Genomic DNA, 22475 nt, shown 5'->3' on the forward strand with positions numbered 1-22475 from the left:
CGAGCACATCACTCCGGCTGGTCCGCGTCGTCATAGACGTCGCGGACCAGCCATTTCTCTGCTGTCTTCACGAGCACCAGAACGAGCGAGCCCGGTCCGTCGCCTCCCTCCGCGAGAGATTCCGCCACGCGGAGCACCGCGATATCGCCGTAGTCGTCGAGCAAGGTGAACTCGGGTTCCGCCCCACGCCCGCGGCCGGAGCTCAGCGCATCGACGACGCCGACCGATCCGGCTGCGACCGCGCCACGACACTCGGCATCGCCGGAATCCGCGCACTCTTCGACCGCGCGGAGCAGCCGAGGCGCCGCGGCGACAGGATCCTCCTCGCGAGGCTCCCCGGACGGCTCGGCGGATCCGGAACCCTCATCCGGCAGCTGCGGGGACGGACCCTCCTCCGTCGTCCTCGCCGTCTCCACCCCACTGTCACCGGCCTCACCTGGAGCGGTCTCGATCGGACGCGCCCCCGTCTGCTCACCCGTCGCTCCACCGGGCCAGAGTGCTCCTCCGGCGAGGACGAGAGCGGCGGCTCCGAGTCCGACGACGATCTTCGGCACACGTCGCCCGCGCCCGGCCCGTGTGCTCTCGACACCGGTGGACGGGTGTCCGGGCTCCGAGGGCATCTGCCGCCTTTCGGCCTTGCGCCGCCCGATCCGCGCACGCAGCTCCGTCGCCCGTTCCGCCGAGCGGCGGACGAGCGACACGACGGTCGAGCCCGAGAACCACCCCGATCTCACGACGCCGCCTCGCGTCTGCGCGGACCGACCGGCTCGACCTCGCGATCGTGTGCGTGCCTCACGCGTCGACTCCGACACGACGAGGTCGCGCACTCCCCTCGCGACATCGCTCTCGCGCACCTCCGCGCGATGCTCGAGCCGAAGCAACGGTCGCGGCGCGGCGATCTCCAACAGCTCGGCTTCCCATCCGAGAAGCTGGCGTCGCGGAACATCCGGGCGCTGCAGGGTGGCGCGCAGACCGTCGCGGATCGCTCCGAGCAGCCGCCGTAGAGCACGGTCTGCGCACCCGTCCTCCAGCGCCGCGACGAGCTCCGCTGCCGCAGCGCGGGCATCGGCTCGGCTCTCCGCCCCGATCACGAAGGTCGGACACCCCTCGTCCGTGAGCCACCATTCCCCGCCGGACCCGAGGGTGCCGGAGCTGATCGATTCGTCGACGCCCCTCAGAAGGCTGACGACGAGAGTTCCGACCTCGCCGGCGGACAGCGCGGGCTCCCCCAGCCCGCGCTGTCCGATGAAGCCCGCGACCCGCTCCGTGCACCACGGCAGCAGCACATCGTGTCCGTCGACACGACGCACGAGGTCGAGTGGGCCGACGACATGGCGGTTCCCCGCGTGCCGCCAGCCGTCCCAGCCGCTGACCTCGTCGACATCCCGCAGCACCGCCACACCGTCCCCACGGGTGACCAGCGTTCCGGGATACGGTCCTTCCTCCGCCGACAACCGCCGCACGACCCGGTGCGCACCGGGGACGAGCTGCGACTCGCGTCGAGTGATCTCCTGCTGGGCCTTCATGCCCCCATGACAGCGCATTCGGACACCCGGTGGTCACGAAAGAGGCGCCTGTGCAGGGATCGCCCACGGTTCGCGGGTTGTGCAGAAGAGCTACACGCACGGTCCGCCTCCCGCGAACGGCGACATGGCGGCATCCGGGAATCGGTATTCTTGTACCCATGGCAAACCGATCGTCCGCGCCCGAGAAGCGCCCCGGCTTCTTCTCTCAGATCAAGTCGCTCTTCCGGTTCACCCGCGAGGTGTACCCCTGGCTTCCCTGGGCGCAGATTGGCGTGCTGATCGCCGGCGTGCTGATCGGTCTCATCGTCGGCTACCTGATCCCGCCGTTCCAGGTGTGGACCCTCATCCTGTGGGGCATCTCGGGCCTGATGCTCGGCGTTCTCGGCGCGATGTTCCTCATGACACGGCTGTCGACCTCGGCCATGTACCAGAAGATCGACGGGATGCCCGGAGCGACCGGTCACGTGATCAGCACGAGCCTCGGCCGCAGCTGGCAGGGCTCCGACACCCCGGTGGGCATCAACCCGAAGACGCAGGACGCCGTCTACCGCGCCGTCGGCCGCGGCGGCGTCGTCGTGATCGGCGAGGGTGCCCGCGGGCGCCTCACCCGGCTGGTGAACGACGAGCGCAGCAAGGCCGCCCGCGTCGCCCACGGCGTCCCGGTGACCGTGCTCTACGTCGGTCACGGCGACGACGACGTCGCGATCGCCGATCTCGCGAAGACCATCAAGAAGCTGCCCAAGGCCATCGACAAGGCCACCATGGCCGCTGTCATCAAGCGCATCGACTCGGTGTCGCAGTCGATCTCCTCGCTGCCGATCCCGAAGGGCATCGATCCGACCAAGGTGCGTGCCCAGCGCCCGCGTTGATCGCACTTCCGCACACGACGAAGCGCGGCCGTTCTCCCGAGGAGGACGGCCGCGCTTCTGTCTGTCACTCCGACAGCGGCTGCCGCGGCAGCTTCCGCACCTTGGCCCGGCGCCGACGCCGTTCCGGGATCATCGACCGCATCTCGTCGAGCTTGCCGAAGCAGAACAGACGGTCGTCCGCCTCGAGGACCACGTGCTTGCGCGGGTTCGGGATCACCGAGACGCCGCGGTGCAGGGTCAGGACGGTGATGTCGCGCTCCCACAGCCCGGCCTCGCCGAGTGTCTTGCCGACGAGGCCTGCTGCGTTGTGCACCATGAGCTCGGCGACGCCGTAGCCCGTCGAGACCGTGAGCCGCTGGCGGACGTCGATTTCGGGGAAGGCCACCTGACCAGCGATGTAGTCGATGATCGCTCCCGCGACGTCGAGCTTGGTCGCGGTCTCGATTCCCTGCAGACCCGGAGAGGAGTTGACCTCCATCACGAGCGGTCCCTCGTCGCCCTCGAGCATGTCGACACCCGCGACGCGCAGGCCCATGATCTGAGCGGAGCGGACGGCGGCGCGCTCATACACCGGGTCGAGCTCGATCGCCTCGACCGATCCCCCGCGGTGCACGTTCGAGCGGAACTCGTCTCCCGCGGCGGAGCGACGCATGGCAGCGACGACGCGGTCGCCGACGACGAGGGCGCGGATGTCTCGGCCGCGGCTCTCGGAGATGAACTTCTGGATGAGCACGTTCTGCTTCGTCGAGTGGAGGGTCTCGATGATCGCCTCCGCCACCTTCACCTGAGGCGCGAGGATCACGCCGATGCCCTGGGTCCCCTCCAGGAGCTTGATGACGACGGGTGCCCCGCCGACGCGCTCGATCGCCGGCCGCACATCAGCCCGATTGCGCACGAACGCGGTCGGCGGCATCGCGATGTTGTGTCGGGACAGGATCTGGTTCGCGCGGAGCTTGTCCCGCGCGCTGCTGATGCCGTTCGCGGTGTTCGGGGTGTACACGTCCATCTGCTCGAACTGACGCACGACGGCCGTACCGAAGTACGTGATCGAGTTGCCGATGCGAGGCAGGATCGCGTCGTAATCGCTGAGCTGGCGACCGCGGTAGTGCAGGTCAGGCTCGTCTGAGGTGAGGTCGATCGCGAAGCGCAGCGTATTCAGCACTTTGACGTTGTGCCCGCGCTGGAGAGCGGCGGCACGCAGTCGTTGCGTGGAGTACGCCTGAGGCGCACGGGAGAGCACTGCGATCTTCACGGGGGATTTCCTGCCAGGATGGTCGGGTGAGTAAGTCATCCCATTCAAACACTCTTATCGGGTGGCGAGAATGGGTGAGCCTGCCCGATCTCGGAGTCGACTGGATCAAGGCCAAGATCGACACGGGTGCGCGCACGTCGTCGCTGCACGCGTTCGACATCCACGAGTTCGAGCGTGACGGCGCAGCATGGGTGCGCTTCCGCGTGAAGCCCTGGCAGGACAGCCAGGAGGATGCCGTGGTCGTCGAGTCTCCCGTGCACGATCGCCGGGCGGTGCGCAGCTCGTCGGGTCACGCGCAGGACCGCTTCGTCGTCGAGCTGCTCATCCGCCTCTACGACCGCGAGGTGCTCGCGGAGGTCACCTTGAGCAACCGCGACGAGATGGGCTTTCGGATGCTGATCGGCCGCGAGGCTCTCAAGCAGGGCTACGTCGTCGACCCGGCACGGTCGTTCGTCGGCGGACGCGCGCCTCGCGAAGCGCGCCGACGCAACCGCGGTAAGGACTGACCCGGCTCAGGCGCGGATGAGGACGAGACCCGGGAGCTTGTCATGCAGACCCCGCTGATCTGAATCCCAGATGACGGCCGGGATGACGACGACGAGCAGCAGCGTCCGGACGATCGGTCGCCAGAGGCCGACCCATCCGCCGTGCAGGCGGACGACCCGCATTCCGAGGATGCGGTGACCGGGGCTCCCGCCCGCGGTCGGGATGAACAGGATCTGCAGCACCGCGAACACGGCGATCGGTCCGAACTGCGACAGCCCCGCCTCGGAGGGAAGCGCGAACTGGTCGAACCCGAGGAACGCCGTGGCGATGATCGTCGCCGCGAGGTAGTCGATGACGAGCGCCCCGATCCGGCGCCCTGGGCGGGCGATGCTGCCGGTCCCGGTGTTCGGCAATCCGAGTCGCTCTCCGGGGTACGCGTTCACAGCATCCGTCACGTCTCCAGCCTACCGGCGCGTAACATCCCCGAAACAAAGTCGATACCCCGGGGAAACGCCTCAGCCGTACTGTGCAGAATGGCCGTAAGCCATCGATCCGCAATCCAGGAGTCGTCCATGTTCACAGATTCGTCCGAGGTTCTCGCCTACATCAAGGAGAACGAGGTCAAGTTCCTCGACATCCGCTTCACCGACCTCCCGGGTGTGCAGCAGCACTTCAACATCCCCGCCTCCACGGTGGACGAGGACTTCTTCACCAACGGACAGCTCTTCGATGGCTCGTCGATCCGCGGTTTCGCGAACATCCACGAGTCCGACATGCAGCTCATCCCTGATGTGACGACCGCATACATCGACCCCTTCCGCGAGGCGAGCACGCTCGTCATGATCTTCGACATCTACAACCCGCGCACGGGTGAGATCTACACGAAGGACCCGCGCCAGGTCGCCAAGAACGCCGAGAAGTACCTCGCGTCGACCGGCATCGCCGACACCGCGTACTTCGCCCCCGAGGCGGAGTTCTACATCTTCGACGAGGTGCGCTACTCGGTCACCGCGGGCGAGAGCTTCTACAAGGTCGATTCCGAAGAGGCCGCGTGGAACACCGGTCGCGAAGAAGAAGGCGGAAACCTCGGCAACAAGACCCCGTACAAGGGCGGCTACTTCCCGGTCTCCCCCGTCGACAAGACGGCCGACCTGCGCGACGACATCACCCTGAAGCTCATCGACGCCGGCTTCATCCTCGAGCGTTCGCACCACGAGGTCGGCACCGCCGGTCAGCAGGAGATCAACTACCGCTTCGACACCATGGTGCACGCGGCCGACGACATCCTGAAGTTCAAGTACATCGTCAAGAACACGGCAGACCTCTGGGGCAAGACCGCGACCTTCATGCCGAAGCCGCTGTTCGGTGACAACGGCTCGGGCATGCACACGCACCAGTCGCTGTGGAACGACGGCAAGCCGCTCTTCTACGACGAGGCCGGCTACGGCCAGCTCAGCGACATCGCACGCTGGTACATCGGCGGCATCCTGGCGCACGCGCCGGCACTGCTGGCCTTCACCAACCCGACCCTCAACAGCTACCACCGCCTGGTGAAGGGCTTCGAGGCGCCGGTCAACCTGGTGTACTCGGCGGGTAACCGCTCCGCCGCGATCCGCATCCCGATCACGGGCTCAAACCCGAAGGCCAAGCGCATCGAGTTCCGCGCACCGGACGCCTCCGGAAACCCGTACCTCGCGTTCGCCGCGCAGCTCATGGCCGGCCTCGACGGCATCAAGAACCGCATCGAGCCGCACGAGCCGGTTGACAAGGACCTCTACGAGCTTCCCCCCGAGGAGGCCAAGAACATCCCGCAGGTGCCGAACTCGCTGCTGGACTCCCTCGAGGCGCTGCGCGCCGACCACGCCTTCCTCCTCGAGGGCGGCGTGTTCACCGAGGAGCTCATCGAGACCTGGATCTCGTACAAGTACGAGAACGAGATCCTGCCGATGGCACAGCGTCCGCACCCGTTCGAGTTCGAGCTGTACTACGGCGTCTGATCCCGATCAGCACCACGGGAGAGCCCGCCTCCGGCATCGCGCCGGAGGCGGGCTCTCCCGTTCGCATTCCCGCGCTTCTCGGTGCTCTGCCGGAAGTCCTGTTCAGGCAGAGGCGGTCCGGACGGGATGGAGGTCGAGCGCCCACTCGTGAGAGTGCAGCTCGGACCCGCGGAACTCTCCCGATGACGAGCCGACGAGCTCGAATCCCGCCCGACGGCAGACGCCGTTCGAGGCGGCGTTCTCGACGCCGGGGAAGGCGACGAGATGGCGCAACCCCGCGGGGTGCGCCCGGGCGTCGTCGATCAGCAGCGCGAGCGCGCGCGAGGCGATGCCCCTCCCCTGCGCCTCCGGCACCACGAACCAGCCCGTCTCGAACGCCGGCTCCTCTCGCCACGAGACGGTCCAGTATCCGATCGCGCCGACCGCGGTGCTCGTCGCGTCCAGCACGACGAACATCCTCGCCTCCGCGGGGTCGAGACCGAGGTATCGACGGTGGCGGTCGAGAACCTGCTGCTCGCTCTCCGGCCCGTTCAGATGGGCCGTCATCTCGGCGGTGTTCGCCGCGCGCAGCAGCGGCAGATCGTCATCCGACCACGGCCGGAGTCTCAATGTCTCCATGCATCGACCCTGCCACGGGCCGCCGACATCCCGCATAGCACCGGAGAGTGCCCTGGCGCCACCCGGCGTGCCCTGCTTGACCGGCATCCGCGGCGATGGTCAACTGAGAGGTCGGCAACAACAGAGGGGGCATCATGCGTCGGAAGACGATCAAGGCGCAGACCGCGGCCACGGAAGAGCTGATGAACCAGCCGAAGACGGCGGCGGCGGCGATCGCTCGGATCAATCCGTTCATGTACGGGCTCCTCGGCGCCCTCGGGGTGCTCGTCGCACTCGTGATCGGCGGCATCGTCGATCAGCTCGCCACCGTGCTCGTCTACATCGGCGTCGCCATCTTCCTCGCCCTCGGGCTCGACCCGATCGTCACCTGGATCGAACGGAAGCTTCCCCGGCCGGCCGCTGTCGCCATCGTCGTGTCGGCCGTGGTGCTGGCCTTCGCCGGCATCCTGCTCGCGATCGTGCCGATCCTCGTGGAGCAGATCTCCAACCTCATCAAGGACGGGCCCAGGATGGTCCAGGACTTCATGGCCAGCGACTGGTTCACGAGCATCAGCGAACAGTTCGGCTCGACCTTCGACGACGCGGCCCAGGGCGTCCTGAGCTTCATCCAGGACCCCGGCAACATCCTCAACATCTCCGGCGGCGTCTTCGCCGTCGGCGCCGGCATCGCCGGCGGGTTCACCGGCGTCACCATCGTCCTCATCCTCACGCTCTACTTCATGGCCTCGCTGCGCAGCATGAAGAAGGTCTCCGCACGCTTCGTCCCCGCCTACCAGCGCGAGACGTTCAGCGGCCTGCTGGAAGACGTCTCAGGGGCGGTCGGACGCTACGTGATGGGCCAGGCGAGCCTGGCTCTGATCAACGGCATCCTGAGCCTGATCGTGCTGAGCATCATCGGGGCCCCTGTCCCCGCTCTCCTGGCCCTCATCGCCTTCATCGGATCGATGATCCCGCTCGTCGGAACACTCACGGCATCGATCATCAACTCGCTGATCTGCCTGATCGCGAGCCCGATCACGGCGCTGATCGCGTTCATCTACTACCTCGTCTACATGCAGATCGAGGCATACGTCCTCTCGCCCCGGATCATGAACAAGGCGGTCGCGGTGCCCGGTGCTCTCGTCGTGATCGCCGCAGTGGCTGGCGGTGCTCTCGGCGGCATTCTCGGAGCGCTCGTCGCGATCCCCGTCGCGGCGAGCATCATCATCGTCGTGCAGAAGGTCGTCTTCCCGACGCAGGACGCGAAGGTCGTGCCGCCGGGAACGCTCAGCGAACGGTGACCGCGGCCGGCTGAACCCGCACGCTGAAGCGGGAGACCTCGCCGACCTCTTCACCGTCGATCTCGAAGACCTGAGGCGACGACAGCTCGACCGAGATCCGCTCCGCGGCGACGTGTGTCGTGGAGTTCGTGCTGACGGCCTCGTCGACCGCCCCGAAGATGCGGCGGATGCCGTTCTCCCAGACGACCGAACGCACGGTGTCGAGCCACTGCAGCGGCCCCTCCGCACTCACGAGGAGCATGTCCAGCTGACCGTCGTCGAGCACGGCGTCGGGGAGCAGGCGGATGCCGCCCTGAACCATGCCGCAGTTGCCGATCAGCATCGTGTGACCGCGCAGCTCCTGTGCTTCGCCGTCGTCGAGCGTGAGCGCGATGTCTGTCATCTCCGTGCCGGCGAGTGCGCGACCCATCGCCTCGACGTAGGCGAGCCACCCGGCCCGGTCCTTCAGGTCCTCATCGGTCTCGACGAGCATCTGCGCGTCGATGCCGAATCCGACCATGACGACGAACGCGTGCTCCTCTCCGTCGACCTCCACCCAGCCGATGTCGATCTTCGCCTCCTCGCCGTCGCGCACCCGGATGAGCGCGGCCGACGGGTCGTTGAGCGGGATCGACAGATTCCGCGCGAGCAGGTTCCCCGTTCCGCGCGGCACGATGCCGAGCGCGGCATCGCTGCCGGCGAGGCCCTCTGCCACCGCGCGCACGGTGCCGTCGCCACCCGCTGCCACCACGACATCGCACCCGGCCACGACGGCGTCGGCAGCCTGCCCGCGGCCCGGATCCTCGACGGTGGTCTCCCACCACTCGACCTGGGTCCCGTCGGCGTCGCCGAACACCTCCTCCACGGCGGACCGCAACTGGTCTGCGCCCGGCTTCGAGGGGTTCCAGATCACACCGAGCTTCGAGATCGCCATGAGGTCAGCCTGTTCCAATCCCGGCCGCTTGGCAACTCGACGGGCGGTCAACCGTAGAACAGCTGCTCGAACGCGCGTCGCGCACGGCGTGTCACGCCGAGGTAATCGTCCTCCATCACGCTGGCCGAGCGATCCGGATACCCGAGCAGCCGCCCGATCGCGTCGAGGTCGCGGGGGTCGGTCGGCAGCACATCGCTCGTCCTGCCCGTGTAAAGGGTGATCGCCGACCGCAACCTGCTGGAGAGGAGCCACGCCTCTCGCAGCAGCTCGGCGGAGTCCTCCGGCACGTAGCCCGCCTCGACCGCGGCATCCAGCGCAGCGATCGTCGACGTGGTCCGCAGCGCGGGCGTCTCGTGCGCGTGCTGCAGCTGGATCAGCTGCACGAGCCACTCCACGTCGCTGAGCGTCCCGGGACCGAGCTTCAGGTGGCGCCGCGGGTCGACACCCTGCGGGAGGCGCTCCCCCTCGACTCGCGCCTTGATGCGCTTGATCTCCCGTGCGCCCTGCAGATCGACGGAGGCCGGATAACGGATGCTGTCGGCGAGCTCAGTGAACTTCGCGATCAGCTTCGCGCTACCCGCCACGCCGCGGGCGCGCAGCAGCGCCTGCGCCTCCCACGAGAGCGACCAACGCCGGTAGTACTCGGCGTACGCCTGGAGCGTGCGCACGAGAGGGCCGTTGCGCCCCTCCGGTCGCAGGCCCGCGTCGAGGTCGAGCGGCACCCGGTGGTCGGTGAGGTGCTCGCGGAGTCCCGCGACGATGCGTGCGGCGAGGGCCTGGGCGCGTTGCGGGTCCACGCCGTTCGGGTCGTACACGTAGAGGATGTCGGCGTCGGATCCGAATCCGAGCTCGGCTCCCCCGAACCGCCCCATGCCGATCACGGCGAAGTCGAGGGCGTCGTCCTCCGGCGGCACGATCTCGCGACGCACGGCCCTCAGCGCGGCCTGGATCGTCGCGTCGGTGATCTCGGTCAGGGAGGTGGCGACCTCCTGGATCGTGAGCACGTCGAGCACGCCGCCCATGGCGGTGCGCAGCAGCTCCCTGCGCCTCAGCGCGCGGACCGCCTGCAGCGCATCGCCGATGCCGCGGTGCCGTGTCTGGATCGCCCTGGCCTCGTCGTCGAGCGCCGCACCGCTGCGGGGTCGCAGCAGGTCGCTGCTGTCGAGCCAGGCCACGGATTCGGGAATCCACTCCATCAGGTCCCCGACGTAGCGTGACGACGAGAGGAGGCGAGTGAGGCTCTCCGCCGCGCCGGAGGAGTCGCGCAGCATCCGCAGGAACCACGGCGTGTCGCCGAGCCTCTCGCTGATCCGACGGAACGAGAGCAGCGCGTAGTCGGGGTCGCTGCCGTCGGCGAACCAGCGGACCATGATCGGCATGAGGTGCCGCTGGATCGTCGCCTTGCGGCTGAGCCCGGTGGTCAGGGCTCCGATATGGCGCAGCGCGCCGGCGGGGTCACGGAAGCCGATGGCCATGAGCCGGTCGTGCGCCTGCTCCGTCGACAGCGTGCGCTCGTCTTCGGGCAGCGCTGCGACGGCGCTGAGCAGCGGCCGATAGAACAGACGGGTGTGGATGTCGCGCACTTCGCGGCGCACGCTCTCCCACCGTGCCCAGATCGCCTCGCCGGAGTCGGCGAGTCCTGAGCTGCGCGCGAGGATCCGCAGTCCGGCGGGCGTGCGGGGCATGAGGTGCGTGCGGCTGAGCTCGCGGAGCTGCAGACGGTGCTCCATGAGTCGCAGGATTCGGTAGTCGTCTGCGAAGGTTCCGGCATCGGCCCTGCCGATGTAGCCGCCGTCGACCAGCGCATCGACCGTCTCGAGGGTGCCTCTCGTCCGCAGCCTCGGGTCGGTGAGCCCGTGCACGAGCTGCAGGAGCTGCACGGTGAACTCGATGTCGCGAAGGCCGCCGGCGCCGAGCTTGATCTGATACGGCACGTCGGCCGGGTCGATGTGCTCCATGACCCGTTCACGCATACGCTGCACGCTGTCGACGAAGTTCTCGCGGGCCGCGCTCGAGAACACCTTGGGCTGCATCGCTGCGATGTAGTCGGCGCCGAGCTGCGCATCGCCGGCGAGCGGTCGGGCCTTGAGCAGCGCCTGGAACTCCCAGCTCTTCGCCCAGCGGTCGTAGTACGCCACGTGCGAGGCGAGCGAGCGCACCAGAGCCCCCTGCTTGCCCTCGGGACGCAGCGCGGCATCCACCTCCCACAGCGGCGGCTCGACCTCGATGCCGCTGAGCCCGCGCATCGTCTCGCGCGCCAGGCGCGTGGCGATGTCGATGGCCCGCGATTCGGCGACGACATCCTCGTCCGAGGTGCCGCCGACGAAGATCACATCCACATCGCTGACGTAGTTGAGTTCGCGCGCGCCCGCCTTGCCCATGCCGATGATCGCGAGCTGCGTGGCTGCGACCTGCGCCTCCCCGGAGGCGTCGGCGACCCGTCGTCGTGCCACGGCGAGAGAAGCCTCCAACGCCGCCCCGGCGATGTCGGCGAGAGTCGCAGCGACCTCGCCGACAACCATCACGGGATTGTGCGCGGTGAGATCGAAGGCGGCGATCGCGGCGAGGTTGCGCCGGTAGGCGATCCGGAGCGCGACGATCGCGGCATCCTCCCCCGAGGAGGCGAAGCCGTCGCGGGCGTCGACCGCGGCGAGCATCCGGTCGCGCAGCTCGTCGGACGAGGGCAGCGTCGACACCCGCTCGGCGAGGACCGAAAGCTCCTCCGGGTGGCGGAAGAAGAAGTCGGCGAGCCCCTGCGAAGCGCCGAACACGCGCCACACCCGGTCTCGGACCGCCGCATCGCCGAAGAGCGCGCGCAACGGTGCCGGATCGCGGCGTGCGACGCGCAGCATCCCCTCCACCGCCGCATCAGGATCGGCCGCGACGGCGCCGTCGAGCAGCCCGACACGATCGATCCCGAGGAGCCCTGCCAGCTCTTCGAGGTTCGCGGCCGCCTCGCTCAGCTCCGCGAACCCGAGTCTCGCCAGCGCAGAGAGGGAGACGGAGTCGTGCGAGCGGGCCATGCGACGGTCAGAGGAGCTCGAGGTTGTTCTTCAACTCCAGCGGGGTGACCTGCCCACGGTAGGCCTCCCACTCCTTGCGCTTGTTGAGCAGCACGTAGTTGAAGACGGACTCGCCGAGCGTCTCGGCGACGAGCTCCGAGCTCTCCATGTACTCGAGGGCGTGATCGAGGCTCGCAGGCAGCGCGGCGTAACCCAGAGCCCGACGCTCGGCATCGCTGAGCGACCACACGTTGTCCTCGGCCTCGGGCGGGAGGTCGTACTCCTCCTCGATGCCCTTCAGCCCTGCGGCGAGCATGAGCGCGTAGGCGAGGTACGGATTGGCCGCCGAGTCGAGGGCGCGGTACTCGACGCGCGAGGAGCCGCCCTTGTTGGGCTTGTACATGGGCACCCGCACGAGCGCGGAGCGGTTGTTGTGGCCCCAGGTCACGAAGCTCGGAGCCTCGTCGCCGCCCCAGAGGCGCTTGTACGAGTTCACGAACTGGTTCGTGACCGCCGCCATCTCGTTGGCGTGGCGCAGCAGACCGGCGATGAAGTGGCGCCCCGTCTTGGAGAGCTGGTACTTCGCACCCTCCTCGTAGAACGCGTTGCGCTCGCCCTCGAACAGCGACATGTGCGTGTGCATGCCGCTTCCGGGGTGACCGCTCAGCGGCTTCGGCATGAAGGTCGCGTACACGCCCTGCTCGATCGCCACCTCCTTGATGACCGTGCGGAACGTCATGACGTTGTCGGCCATGGTGAGAGCATCCGCGTAGCGCAGATCGATCTCGTTCTGCCCGGGCCCACCCTCGTGGTGGCTGAACTCGACCGAGATGCCGAGGTCCTCCAGCATCCGCACGGAGCGACGGCGGAAGTCGTGCGCCGTGCCACCAGGCACGTTGTCGAAGTAACCGGCCGAGTCGACCGGCACGGGACCCTCCGGGCCGAAGTTCGACGACTTCAGGAGGTAGAACTCGATCTCCGGGTGGGTGTAGAACGTGAACCCGGCGTCGGCGGCCTTCGCGAGCGTGCGCTTGAGCACGTGACGGGGGTCGGATACCGCCGGACGCCCGTCGGGAGTCGTGATGTCGCAGAACATGCGCGCGGTCGGGTCGATCTCACCGCGCCACGGCAGCGTCTGGAACGTGGTGGGGTCGGGCTGCGCGAGCAGGTCGGACTCGTAGCTCCGCGTCAGTCCCTCGATCGCGGAGCCGTCGAAGCCGATGCCCTCCGCGAACGCTCCCTCGACCTCAGCCGGCGCGATGGCGACCGACTTCAGCGTGCCGATGACGTCGGTGAACCACAGACGCACGAACTTGACGCCGCGCTCCTCGATCGTCCGGAGGACGAAGTCCCTCTGCTTGTCCATCGTCACTCTGCGGAGCTCTTGCCGATGCCGGCGTCCCAGCCGTCTTCCGCGGCCTCCTCGTCGGCCCACGCACGCGCGCGCTCCTGGAGCTTCTCGGGGGCGCGGGCGGCCTCGGCCTCGGTGTCGAACGGGCCGACGCGGTCGGCCGACGGCGAGATCATGCCGAACTCGACCTGTCGGGTCTCCAGGTTGTACCAGTACTTCTCATCGCCGTTCGACATGGCCGATCCCCTTCATCACGTGGTGTCATCGATCCTACTGGCGCAGAGCGCGGTCGCTAAGCTATCGACCATGGTGAAAGCGATCGGCGTCGACATCGGCGGCACGGGTATCAAGGCAGGCATCGTCGACCTCGAGCACGGCACTATGGCTTCGGAGCGTGTGCGTGTGCCCACACCCGAGGGCGCTGCTCCCGAAGACGTGCTGCTCGCCGTGCAGACGGTTCTGAAGACCCTCGACGTGCATGAATCGACCCTGCCCCTCGGCGTGGCATTCCCGGCGATCGTCAAGCGCGGCAAGACCCTGTCGGCCGCGAACGTCTCGAAGAAGTGGATCGACTTCGACGCCGAGCGCTTCTTCCGCGACGGCCTCGGCCGCAACATCGTCTTCGTGAACGACGCGGATGCCGCGGGCGTCGCCGAGGCGCGTCACGGTGCCGCCCGCGACGTGCGCGGCTTCACGCTGCTGACCACGCTGGGCACCGGCATCGGCTCGGCCTTCCTCTACGACGGCGTTCTGCTGCCGAACACCGAGCTCGGACACCTGAACTTCGGAAAGTACGAGTCGGTCGAGACCTATGCCGCGACGTCGGCGCGCGAGCGCGAGAACCTCTCGTGGGCCGAGTGGGCCGAGCGCCTGCAGAAGTTCTACTCGCACATCGAGTTCCTGTTCAGCCCCGACCTCTTCGTGGTCGGCGGCGGCGTCTCGAAGAACGCCGGCGACTTCCTGCCGCTGCTCGACCTCAAGACCCCGATCGTCCCGGCGATCCACCGCAACAACTCGGGCATCATCGGCGCCGCCTCGCTGGCCGGCGACTGACCCTGCGCCGACGACGGCGATCCGACGATGAAGGCCCCGCTGGATCAGCGGGGCCTTCATCATGTCTGAGGCGAATGGGCCGACCTGTACGCCGGGTTCTGTTCCGGGGTTCTTCGCCCCTTCGACGGCCATCTCTCTCGGCGACACGTTGCCGTGGCACTCTAGCGGTCTACCCGAGGACTCGGCGAGCCGCGTCATCATCCTCTGTCTGACCTTGCTCCGGACGAGGTTTACCTGGCGGGCCATGTCACCATGGCCCCCGGTGGTCTCTTACACCACCCTTTCACCCTTACCCCCGGACCTCGCGGTCGGGGGCGGTCTGCTCTCTGTGGCACTGTCTCGCGGATCACTCCGGGTGGGCGTTACCCACCGTCCTGCCCTGTGGAGCCCGGACGTTCCTCGGTGCGGTCTCCCGCCACGCGACCGTCCAGTCGACCCATTCGCGTCTTCCAGTCTACGCGGGCGCTACTTCTCCGCCGACTCCGCGATGCGCAGATCCAGCGGGACGTCGATCGGGAAATCGCCGAACAGGCGACGCGTCGCGACGGCCGCCGCGTCGCGCACGGCATCCGCCGCCGCCTCCGCCTGCTCCACGGGGACGTGGAGGATGACCTCGTCGTGCAGGAAGAACGCGAGATGGGCGCGGGTGCGGAAGACGCCGGATGCCGGGGCTGGTCGCTCCGCCTCCGGGAGCTGCTGCAGACGATGACGGATCTCGGCGAGCCAGATGAGCGACCACTCCGCGGCCGTGCCCTGCACGACGAAGTTGCGGGTGAAGCGCCCCCAGTCGCGGGCCCGTCGTCGGGCGACGCTCACGTCCGTCGGCTCCGCGTCGGCATCCGTCGCCCTCGCCTGCATCCGCGACCACTCGGTCGACGGTCGGGGCGACGATCTGCCCAGCCACGTCGACACCACCCCGCCGTCCTCGCCGACCCTGGCCGCCTCGTCGACGAGGGCCATCGCCCGCGGGTACACCTTGCGCAGCCGCGGCACGAGACGGCCGCTGTCACCCGTCGTCGCTCCGTACATCGCCCCGAGCACCGCGTACTTGGCCTCCTCGCGCGTGCCGACGGCGCCGGTCGCGACGATGCCCGCGTAGAGGTCGCTGCCCTGCGCGGCACGCGCCATGGCCCGATCCCCTGCCATCGCCGCGAGCATGCGCGGCTCCAGCTGAGCGACGTCCGCCACCACGAGTCTCCACCGGTCGTCGGCACGTACCGCGCGACGGAGGATCCGCGGGATCTGCAGTGCCCCGCCGCCGGCCGAGGCCCAGCGCCCGGTCACGACCCCGCCGGGGATGTACACGGGGCGGAAACGCCCCTCGTGCACCCACTCGGCGAGCCATGCCCATCCGTTGGCGCTGAGCAGCCGCGCGAGCTTCTTGTACGCCGTCAGCGGGCCGATGACCGCATGGTCGTGACGAGCGAGCTCCCATCGTGCTGTCGACTCGACCTGCACGCCCACCCGGTGGAGGGCACGCAGCAGCTTCGGCTGGCTGTCGAGATTGAGCCCGGGGTCGCCCAGGATGCTGCGGACGCGCTCCGCCTCCGCGACCATGAGGCTCGGCAGACCGCCGGCGATCGGGCGGGTGCCGAGCGTCTCGACGAGGATCCTGTCGTGGATCTCCTCGCTCCACGGAAGCCCCGCCGCGCGCATCTCCTCCGCGACGAGGCCGCCGGCCGACTCGGCAGACGTGAGGAGGGCGAGTCCGCCGTCCGGCGAGGACTCGATCACGCGCCTCTGCAGACGGTACTGGTCGAGCAGCTCGCCGACGGGGTCGCCGGTGTCCGGGCGCTCCAGCGCGTCGAACAGCGAGGGAGTCTCGTCGACGACGGGGTCCTGCCGCACCCAGTCCGGCGACGGGGCGAGGGGCCGTGCGACCCGGTCGGTGTCGCGGAGGATCGCGTGGCACAGCAGCAGGTCGTGCGTGCGCGTGAGTCGTGTCCCCATCGCGAGCAGCGGAGCGTAGACCTCTCGGGCGCTGCGGATGACCCACCGCGGGGCGCCGTCGCGCTCCTGCGCCGCTATCCAGTCGGCCACGGCGGTTTCGGCGAGTGTCTGGCGCTGCTCCTCCTCCCCCGCGTCGTCGAGCACGACCGCCGTCCAGGCGCCTGCGCTCTCGCGCGCCAGGACGATCCGACGCTCGGGGGTCCGCCGCGAGGTCACGTCCGGCGCGCTCGCGGCGAGGCTGTCACAGGCCGGATTCCTCGGTGCGCACGAGGATGCACCCGCACTCGGGGCACGAGACCACGGCGTCGTCGGCGGCGCGGCGGATCTCGTTCAGGTCGGTGCCGGGGAGCACGATCCGGCACCCCTCGCAGGTGCCCCGCGTGAGCAGAGCCGCTCCCGCGCTGTTCGCGGCGCGGCGCGTGTACTCGGCGAGCAGCGGCGCGGGGACCGTCGCGGCGACGGCCTCGCGGTCGCGGGCGAGCTGCGCGCCGAGGTCGGTCGCCGCGGCGACGTCGGCCTTCGCCTGCGCGGTGAGAGCTGTGCCCTCGGTCGTCGTCGTGTCGAGCAGCGCCTGCTGAGCCGCTACCGCGGCATCCGCGTCTTCAACCCGCCCCATCACGTCGAGCTGCGCGTCTTCGAGGTCGCTCTGCCGGCGGGCGAGGCTGGCGATCTCGTGCTCGAGGGCCTGCGCCTCCTTGGGGTTCGTGGCGGCGGCCAAACGCTGGGCGTCGCGCGCGCGGCGCTGCTCGACGAGGGCGACATCCGACTCGATGCGCTTCAGCTCGGTGCGCACATCGTCGCGAGTGCCGGTCACAGCGGTCAGCTCGCGCAGCTGCTCCTGACGGATCGCGACGAGCTCTGAGATGCGAGCGGCCTGCGAGGGCTTCGTGCGGGCTCGCTCGGCCTGAGCGATGCGCCGGTCGAGGTCGGCGATGTCGAGAAGGATGCGCTGGTGCTCGGGGCTGGCGTTCACGCTCTCAAATCTACTCGGTGGGTCGGACGAGCGGACTCCCGGACCCCGACGTCATGAGACGTCGCCGTCGACGTAGAGCCAGCTGCGACCCTCGCGGCGGAATCGGCTGCGCTCCCGCAGCACGCCGCGTTCGGTCCCCTGCTGCCACGACGCCGCGAACTCGACGATGCCGTCCCGGTCGAACGGTCCGCCGGCCACCCGATCGAGGATCGCGAGCCGCCGCCACACGAGACCGTCGTCGAGATCGATCGTCGCCGGGCGTGTCGAGGGATGCCAGGTCGCGTGCAGATGGCTCGCGTCGCCGCGCGCGAACGCGGTGTATCGCGACCGCATGAGCCTTTCGGCCGTCGGCGCAGGCGCTCCCTCGAGCAGGGGGCCGCAGCAGGAGCGGAAGAGATCACCCGACCCGCACGGGCACCGGAGCGTATCCTGCCCGCTGCCGTCATCCGGCGCCATGGTCTCCGCTCCCGTCACCGCTCCAGCGTACGCTGACGTCATGACCGCTCTCCCCCAGTTCACCGCCCACAACGGCTTCACCCTGCCGGCCCTCGGACTCGGCACCTATGCGCTCAACGGCGACGCAGGGGCGGATGCCGTGACCACCGCGATCGGAGCCGGCTACCGCCTCCTCGATTCGGCGTTCAACTACGAGAACGAGGGATCGGTCGGGCGCGGCGTCCGGCAGTCGGACGTCGACCGCTCCGACATCATCGTCACGACCAAGCTCCCCGGCCGCCACCACGCTCGAGCCGAAGCCGTCGCGAGCATCGAGGAGAGCCGGTCTCGTCTCGGCCTCGACGCCACCGATCTGCATCTCATCCACTGGCCGAACCCGAGCCAGGACGAGTACGTCCAGGCCTGGGAGGCACTCGTCGATGCGCAGCAGCGCGGTGTGGTGCGGCAGATCGGCGTCTCCAACTTCCTGCCGGAGCACCTGGAGCGCATCGAGCGCGAGACCGGCGTGCGCCCCGTCGTCAACCAGATCGAGGTGCACCCGTACTTCCCGCAGACCGAGCAGCTGGCCTATCACCGCGAGCACGGCATCCTGACCGAGGCGTGGAGCCCGCTCGGCCGAGCGAAGGAGCTGCTCGACGAGTCGGTGATCGCCGAGGTCGCCGCCGCGCACGGGATCACGCCGGCACAGACAGTGCTCGCCTGGCATGTGGCGCGCGAGACCGTGGCGATTCCGAAGGCGTCCTCGCTGGAGCACCAGCAGTCGAATCTCGCCGCGGGAGAGGTCGTCCTGGACCCGGCCGAGGTCGAGGCGATCACCGCGCTGGGCCGCGCGGACGGCCGTCTGTTCGGCGCGGATCCCCGCACGCATGAGGAGTCCTGACGCGGCGGAGGGAGATCAGACCCGCTGCGTGCCCAGCACGCGGAGCAGCTCCAGCTTGCTCGCCGATTCCGAACCGGGGGCGGCCGTCAGCACCACCAGCGTCTGCGACTCGTCCTCGGTGAAGAGCGCCTGGCAGTCGACCTCGATCTCGCCGATATCGGGGTGGATGAGCACCTTGTGGTCGTCGAAACGCCGACGGACCTCGTGCACCTGCCACAGCGCGGCGAACTCGGGGCTTCGCGCCGTCAGCTCGCGCACGATGTCGCCGGCGCGCGACCTCTCCCCGAGCGCGCCGTAGGCCGCTCTCAGGGAGGCGACCAGCACGCGGCTGCGGTGGTCGTGATCCGCCTCCGGGTATCGGCGGCGCTCCTCGTCGACATCGGTGAACCACCGGTAGATCCCGCTGCGTTCCAGCCCCTCCAGAGCGCTCGCGTCGCCGAGAAGGGCCTTCGCCGCATCGTTCTGCACGAGGACCTCGTCGAGCACCGAGACGATGAAGGCGGGCGTGTCGCTCAGCCGGTCGAGGATCCTCAACATCCCGGGGTGCACGTAGTCGATGAACATCGCCCGATCGGGCGCGCTGTGTCCGCTCACGCGGTGCAGGTAGTCGCGCTCATCGGGAGTGAGTCGCAGCGCCCGCGCCAGCGAGGCGAGGATCTGGACGCTCGGCTGCGGCCCACGCCGCTGCTCGAGACGGGTGTAGTAATCAGTCGACATGGCGGCGAGCTGCGCCACCTCCTCACGGCGGAGCCCGGGCGTGCGTCGACGTGGCCCGGCGCTCAGCCCGACATCGCCGGGGCGCAGCTGCGCGCGGCGCGCGAGGAGGAAGTCCGCGAGTGCATCTCTGTCCACCTCCTCAGTATCGCGCGCGGCGGACGAGGCCATCCAGGGACCCCGGATCCCTGGATCATCGGCCCCTGGAGCGGCGCTCGGGATCCGCGCAGAGTGGACGCATGAACATCAGCGGAAACACCATCTTCATCCCCGGAGCGACGAGCGGCATCGGTCTCGCGCTCGCACAGCGGTTCGCCGAGCGCAGCAACACCGTCATCGTCGGCGGACGACGCGGCGAGCTGCTGGAGCGGATCGCCGCGGAGAACCCGGGCATCGACACGGTGCAGATCGACACGACGGATGCCGACAGCATCCGCTCGGCCGCCGCGCAGGTGCTCGACGCGCACCCCGACCTCAACGTGCTGATCACGATGGCGGGCATCATGCGCGCCGAGGACTGGACGACATCGAGCGGCTTCCTGGAGACGGCGGAGTCCATCGTGACGACGAACCTGCTCGGGCCGATCCGCCTGATCGCCGCCTTCATCGATCATCTGGTCACGCGACCGGACGCGACCATCATGACCGTGTCATCGGGTCTGGCGTTCGCTCCGCTGCGGGTGACTCCGACGTACAACGCCACGAAGGCCGCCATCCACATGCTCAGCGAGTCGGTGCGGCTTCAGCTCGCCGGGACGAGCGTGGCCGTGCAGGAGCTCGAGCCGCCGTCGGTGCGCACCGCCCTCATGCCCGGCCAGGAGTCGAGCGACTTCGCCATGCCGCTCGACGACTTCGTGTCGGAGGTCATCGGGATCATCGAGTCGCAGCCCGACGCCCGGGAGATCCAGGTCGAGAACGTCAAGTTCCTCCGCTATGGCGAGGCGCGCGGCGACTACGACCAGGTCGTGGCGACGCTGAACGCCCGCGACCCGCACGGGAACTGATCGGACGGCGGTCGGCGCGGTCCGTTAAAGCGCCGCGTCGACCGCCTGCCGAACAGTGCGGTGGGTGAACGAGAAACCGCTCTGCTCCAGCGCCTCCGGACGCACGTCGGCATCGGGGAGCAGGAGGGATTCGGCCGCCGCCCCCAGCGCGAGCCTCAGCGCCCAGGCGGGCGCCGGCAGCCAGAACGGGCGGTGCATGGCCGCTGCGACCGCGCGGCCGAGGTCGTTCGCGGTGGCGGGAGTGGGACCGGAGAGGTTGACCGGGCCGTCGAGCTTCGCATCGATCACCTGACGGATGCCGCGCACCTCGTCGTCGAGCGAGATCCACGGCCACACCTGCGTGCCACGCCCGAGCGGCCCCGCGAGTCCGAACCGCGTCAGCTGGATCAGCGGCTTGAGGACACCCTGCCGGTGCACGATGGGCGCCGTGCGCAGAAGCGCCACGCGCGTGCGGTCACCGGCGCGTCGCGCCTCGTCCTCCCACCGTACGCAGAGCTTGGCGAGGAACGTGTCGCCCGGACCCGCGGCCTCGGAGAGGATCTCCCCCGGTGCCGAGCCGTAGTACCCGACGGCGGAGGCCGAGACCAGGGCGGGCGCGTCGTCGCCGAGGGCCCGAAGGGCGGTCGCGATGGTCCGCGTCGACGAGATTCGGGAATCCACGAGTTCGCGGCGGTACCCGGCGGTCCACGGCAGGCGTCCGACACTTGCCCCGCCGAGGGCGACGATCGCGGCGGCACCGTCGAGAGCGCCCGGAGAAAGGACTCCCGCGGACGGATCCCACTGGATTTCGTCGGACGAGCGGGCGGGGCGTCGGACGAGCGTCGTGACGGGGATGCCGTCGGCCCGGAGAGAGGAGACGAGAGCCGTCCCGACGAGCCCGGAGGCTCCGCTGACCACGATGCGTCCGTCCATGCCGGCTCCCGATCCTCGACCCGTGCGGAGAAGTCTCCTGCCCCGAGTCTGTCACGGTGCGGTCACGACGCGCCCGAGTTTCCCTCCGCGCCTTACGCCTCGCGCGATCCGACCGATATTACAGTTCGGGGAGCGCAGGAAGAGGAGAAGTGACCACCACCTACATCGAGACCGGCGGCCATGTACGCGTCTACGACGACGCCGTGCGGACCCATCAGGTGTTCCCCCTCGGCACCTACCGGGTGCACTTCACCTCGAAGGAGGGGTTCAGCCTGGTCAAGGTCGACGACCTCACCGTCGGCACGGAGCGGGTCTACGGGGGCCTCGAGAAGAAGGTCGCGAAGATCTTCCGCTCGTACGCGCTGTCGGACCGCAGTCTCGGCGTGATGCTGTCGGGCGACAAGGGCATCGGCAAGACGCTCTTCCTGCGGATGGTCGCGGAGGAGGCGCGGGATCAGGCGCTGCCCGTCGTGATCGTCTCGGAGGACAACGAGGGCATCGTGGAGTTCCTCGACAGCCTCGACGAGTGCCTCATCGTGTTCGACGAGTTCGAGAAGACGTTCCCGGTGGCACGCCGCGGCGGCGTCGACGGCGCGAACCGCCAGAATCAGTTCCTCTCGCTGTTCGACGGCCTCTCATCGGTCAAGCGCATCTACTGCCTGACAGTGAACGACATCAACGACGTCAGCACGTACATCGTGAACCGGCCGGGGCGGTTCCACTATCACATGCGGTTCGAGTACCCCGGCCCGGACGAGGTCAGGCAGTACCTGCTCGACCAGGCGCCGCACGCCGACCCCGCGGAGATCGAGAACGTCGCGCTGTTCTCGCGTCGAGCACGTCTGAACTACGACCACCTCCGCGCGATCGCATTCGAGCTCGCGCAGCCCGACTCGCTCTTCTCCGAGATCGTGCAGGATCTCAACATCAAGTCGATCGAGCCGAGCCTGTACCGCATCGAAGCGCGCTTCCCCGACGGCAAGGTGTGGTCGGAGGAAGCGGAGATGAATCTCTTCGAGCGCGGTGACGTGGGCCGCACCTACGAGCTGCGCAACTCCAACCGGTCGCTGTTCGTATCCTTCGTGCCCCGCGACCTCGTGTTCGAGACCGACGGCACGATCTTCGTGCCGATCGACCGGCTCGACCTCGTCGACGACGAGGACGAAGAGCCCGAGGTGTACCCGACGAGTGTGAGCCTCACCCTCGTCGGTCAGACCGCGTACGGGTTCGGGCTCTGAG

General features: G+C 68.9%; 21 protein-coding genes and 1 other RNA gene. 8 read left to right on the forward strand and 14 right to left on the reverse strand.

Annotated elements, in window-relative coordinates; genetic code table 11:
• Positions 1 to 8: 8 nt before the first annotated feature.
• A complete protein-coding gene (locus tag RAC81_RS14900; protein WP_375083087.1) occupies positions 9 to 1526 on the reverse strand; it encodes a hypothetical protein in 1518 nt (505 codons plus the stop codon).
• Positions 1527 to 1684: 158 nt separating this feature from the next.
• Between RAC81_RS14900 and RAC81_RS14905 the strand changes: the two genes are divergently transcribed.
• On the forward strand, positions 1685 to 2395 hold the full coding sequence (locus RAC81_RS14905) for a DUF4191 family protein (protein ID WP_375083088.1): 711 nt from the start codon (positions 1685 to 1687) through the stop codon (positions 2393 to 2395).
• A gap of 64 nt (positions 2396 to 2459) precedes the next feature.
• Here the strand turns inward: RAC81_RS14905 and RAC81_RS14910 are convergent, their stop codons facing one another.
• Complete coding sequence (locus tag RAC81_RS14910) at positions 2460 to 3647, reverse strand: RimK family alpha-L-glutamate ligase (RefSeq protein WP_341934327.1); 1188 nt, start codon at positions 3645 to 3647, stop codon at positions 2460 to 2462.
• Positions 3648 to 3673: 26 nt separating this feature from the next.
• Here RAC81_RS14910 and RAC81_RS14915 point away from each other — a divergent pair, with 26 nt between their 5' ends.
• Positions 3674 to 4153 carry an ATP-dependent zinc protease gene (locus RAC81_RS14915; protein WP_375083089.1) on the forward strand — a complete coding sequence of 160 codons (480 nt, stop codon included), beginning with the start codon at positions 3674 to 3676 and terminating at the stop codon, positions 4151 to 4153.
• Positions 4154 to 4159: 6 nt separating this feature from the next.
• On the opposite strand, the gene RAC81_RS14920 is transcribed toward RAC81_RS14915, so the two are convergent.
• Positions 4160 to 4588 carry an RDD family protein gene (locus RAC81_RS14920; protein WP_375083090.1) on the reverse strand — a complete coding sequence of 143 codons (429 nt, stop codon included), beginning with the start codon at positions 4586 to 4588 and terminating at the stop codon, positions 4160 to 4162.
• 117 nt (positions 4589 to 4705) lie between these two features.
• Between RAC81_RS14920 and glnA (RAC81_RS14925) the strand changes: the two genes are divergently transcribed.
• Positions 4706 to 6130 (forward strand): type I glutamate--ammonia ligase, encoded by a 1425-nt coding sequence (gene glnA, locus RAC81_RS14925; protein ID WP_375083091.1) that lies wholly within the window; start codon positions 4706 to 4708, stop codon positions 6128 to 6130.
• 102 nt (positions 6131 to 6232) lie between these two features.
• On the opposite strand, the gene RAC81_RS14930 is transcribed toward glnA (RAC81_RS14925), so the two are convergent.
• Entirely contained in the window at positions 6233 to 6748 is a 516-nt protein-coding gene (locus tag RAC81_RS14930; protein ID WP_375083092.1) for a GNAT family N-acetyltransferase, read from the reverse strand.
• Positions 6749 to 6882: 134 nt separating this feature from the next.
• Between RAC81_RS14930 and RAC81_RS14935 the strand changes: the two genes are divergently transcribed.
• Positions 6883 to 8028, forward strand: a complete 1146-nt coding sequence (locus RAC81_RS14935; protein WP_375083093.1) for an AI-2E family transporter — start codon at positions 6883 to 6885, stop codon at positions 8026 to 8028.
• Here the strand turns inward: RAC81_RS14935 and RAC81_RS14940 are convergent.
• From RAC81_RS14940 to RAC81_RS14955, 4 genes are read right to left on the reverse strand one after another with little or no spacing between them, the layout of a single operon-like run.
• Positions 8015 to 8941: a diacylglycerol/lipid kinase family protein gene (locus tag RAC81_RS14940; RefSeq protein WP_375083094.1), complete on the reverse strand. Its 927-nt coding sequence runs from the start codon at positions 8939 to 8941 to the stop codon at positions 8015 to 8017. The two genes, RAC81_RS14935 and RAC81_RS14940, sit on opposite strands and share 14 nt — an antisense overlap.
• 47 nt (positions 8942 to 8988) lie before the next feature.
• Positions 8989 to 11964 carry a bifunctional [glutamine synthetase] adenylyltransferase/[glutamine synthetase]-adenylyl-L-tyrosine phosphorylase gene (locus RAC81_RS14945; RefSeq protein WP_375083095.1) on the reverse strand — a complete coding sequence of 992 codons (2976 nt, stop codon included), beginning with the start codon at positions 11962 to 11964 and terminating at the stop codon, positions 8989 to 8991.
• A gap of 7 nt (positions 11965 to 11971) precedes the next feature.
• A complete protein-coding gene (gene glnA / locus RAC81_RS14950; protein ID WP_096715417.1) occupies positions 11972 to 13309 on the reverse strand; it encodes a type I glutamate--ammonia ligase in 1338 nt (445 codons plus the stop codon).
• Positions 13310 to 13311: 2 nt separating this feature from the next.
• Positions 13312 to 13530, reverse strand: coding sequence for a hypothetical protein (locus tag RAC81_RS14955; RefSeq protein WP_096715418.1), 219 nt, complete (start codon positions 13528 to 13530; stop codon positions 13312 to 13314).
• Between the two features lie 70 nt (positions 13531 to 13600).
• Between RAC81_RS14955 and ppgK the strand changes: the two genes are divergently transcribed.
• Positions 13601 to 14347: a polyphosphate--glucose phosphotransferase gene (ppgK, locus tag RAC81_RS14960; RefSeq protein WP_375083096.1), complete on the forward strand. Its 747-nt coding sequence runs from the start codon at positions 13601 to 13603 to the stop codon at positions 14345 to 14347.
• 71 nt (positions 14348 to 14418) lie between these two features.
• Here the strand turns inward: ppgK and rnpB are convergent.
• The 4 genes from rnpB to RAC81_RS14980 form a co-directional block, all read right to left on the reverse strand.
• Positions 14419 to 14786: RNase P RNA component class A (rnpB, locus tag RAC81_RS14965), an RNA gene on the reverse strand.
• A 26-nt stretch (positions 14787 to 14812) separates the two neighbouring features.
• A complete protein-coding gene (locus RAC81_RS14970; RefSeq protein WP_375083097.1) occupies positions 14813 to 16513 on the reverse strand; it encodes a bifunctional 3'-5' exonuclease/DNA polymerase in 1701 nt (566 codons plus the stop codon).
• A gap of 25 nt (positions 16514 to 16538) precedes the next feature.
• A complete protein-coding gene (locus tag RAC81_RS14975; RefSeq protein ID WP_375083098.1) occupies positions 16539 to 17270 on the reverse strand; it encodes a zinc ribbon domain-containing protein in 732 nt (243 codons plus the stop codon).
• Positions 17271 to 17321: 51 nt separating this feature from the next.
• On the reverse strand, positions 17322 to 17726 hold the full coding sequence (locus RAC81_RS14980; RefSeq protein ID WP_375083183.1) for a YchJ family protein: 405 nt from the start codon (positions 17724 to 17726) through the stop codon (positions 17322 to 17324).
• Between the two features lie 40 nt (positions 17727 to 17766).
• On the opposite strand from RAC81_RS14980, the gene RAC81_RS14985 reads away from it, so the two are divergent.
• Positions 17767 to 18606, forward strand: a complete 840-nt coding sequence (locus RAC81_RS14985; RefSeq protein ID WP_375083099.1) for an aldo/keto reductase — start codon at positions 17767 to 17769, stop codon at positions 18604 to 18606.
• A gap of 15 nt (positions 18607 to 18621) precedes the next feature.
• Here RAC81_RS14985 and RAC81_RS14990 read toward each other — a convergent pair whose 3' ends face one another.
• Positions 18622 to 19458: a helix-turn-helix transcriptional regulator gene (locus RAC81_RS14990; RefSeq protein ID WP_375083100.1), complete on the reverse strand. Its 837-nt coding sequence runs from the start codon at positions 19456 to 19458 to the stop codon at positions 18622 to 18624.
• 101 nt (positions 19459 to 19559) lie between these two features.
• On the opposite strand from RAC81_RS14990, the gene RAC81_RS14995 reads away from it, so the two are divergent.
• The gene (locus RAC81_RS14995; protein WP_375083101.1) at positions 19560 to 20324 is read left to right on the forward strand and encodes an SDR family oxidoreductase; all 765 of its coding nucleotides are present in this window, start codon (positions 19560 to 19562) and stop codon (positions 20322 to 20324) included.
• A gap of 24 nt (positions 20325 to 20348) precedes the next feature.
• Here the strand turns inward: RAC81_RS14995 and RAC81_RS15000 are convergent, their stop codons facing one another.
• On the reverse strand, positions 20349 to 21236 hold the full coding sequence (locus RAC81_RS15000; RefSeq protein WP_375083102.1) for a TIGR01777 family oxidoreductase: 888 nt from the start codon (positions 21234 to 21236) through the stop codon (positions 20349 to 20351).
• Positions 21237 to 21385: 149 nt separating this feature from the next.
• On the opposite strand from RAC81_RS15000, the gene RAC81_RS15005 reads away from it, so the two are divergent.
• A complete protein-coding gene (locus tag RAC81_RS15005) occupies positions 21386 to 22474 on the forward strand; it encodes an AAA family ATPase (protein WP_375083103.1) in 1089 nt (362 codons plus the stop codon).
• Position 22475: the final 1 nt, after the last annotated feature.

Origin of the sequence: Microbacterium sp. CR_7, from assembly GCF_041954755.1 — a bacterium.
Lineage (GTDB): Bacteria > Actinomycetota > Actinomycetes > Actinomycetales > Microbacteriaceae > Microbacterium.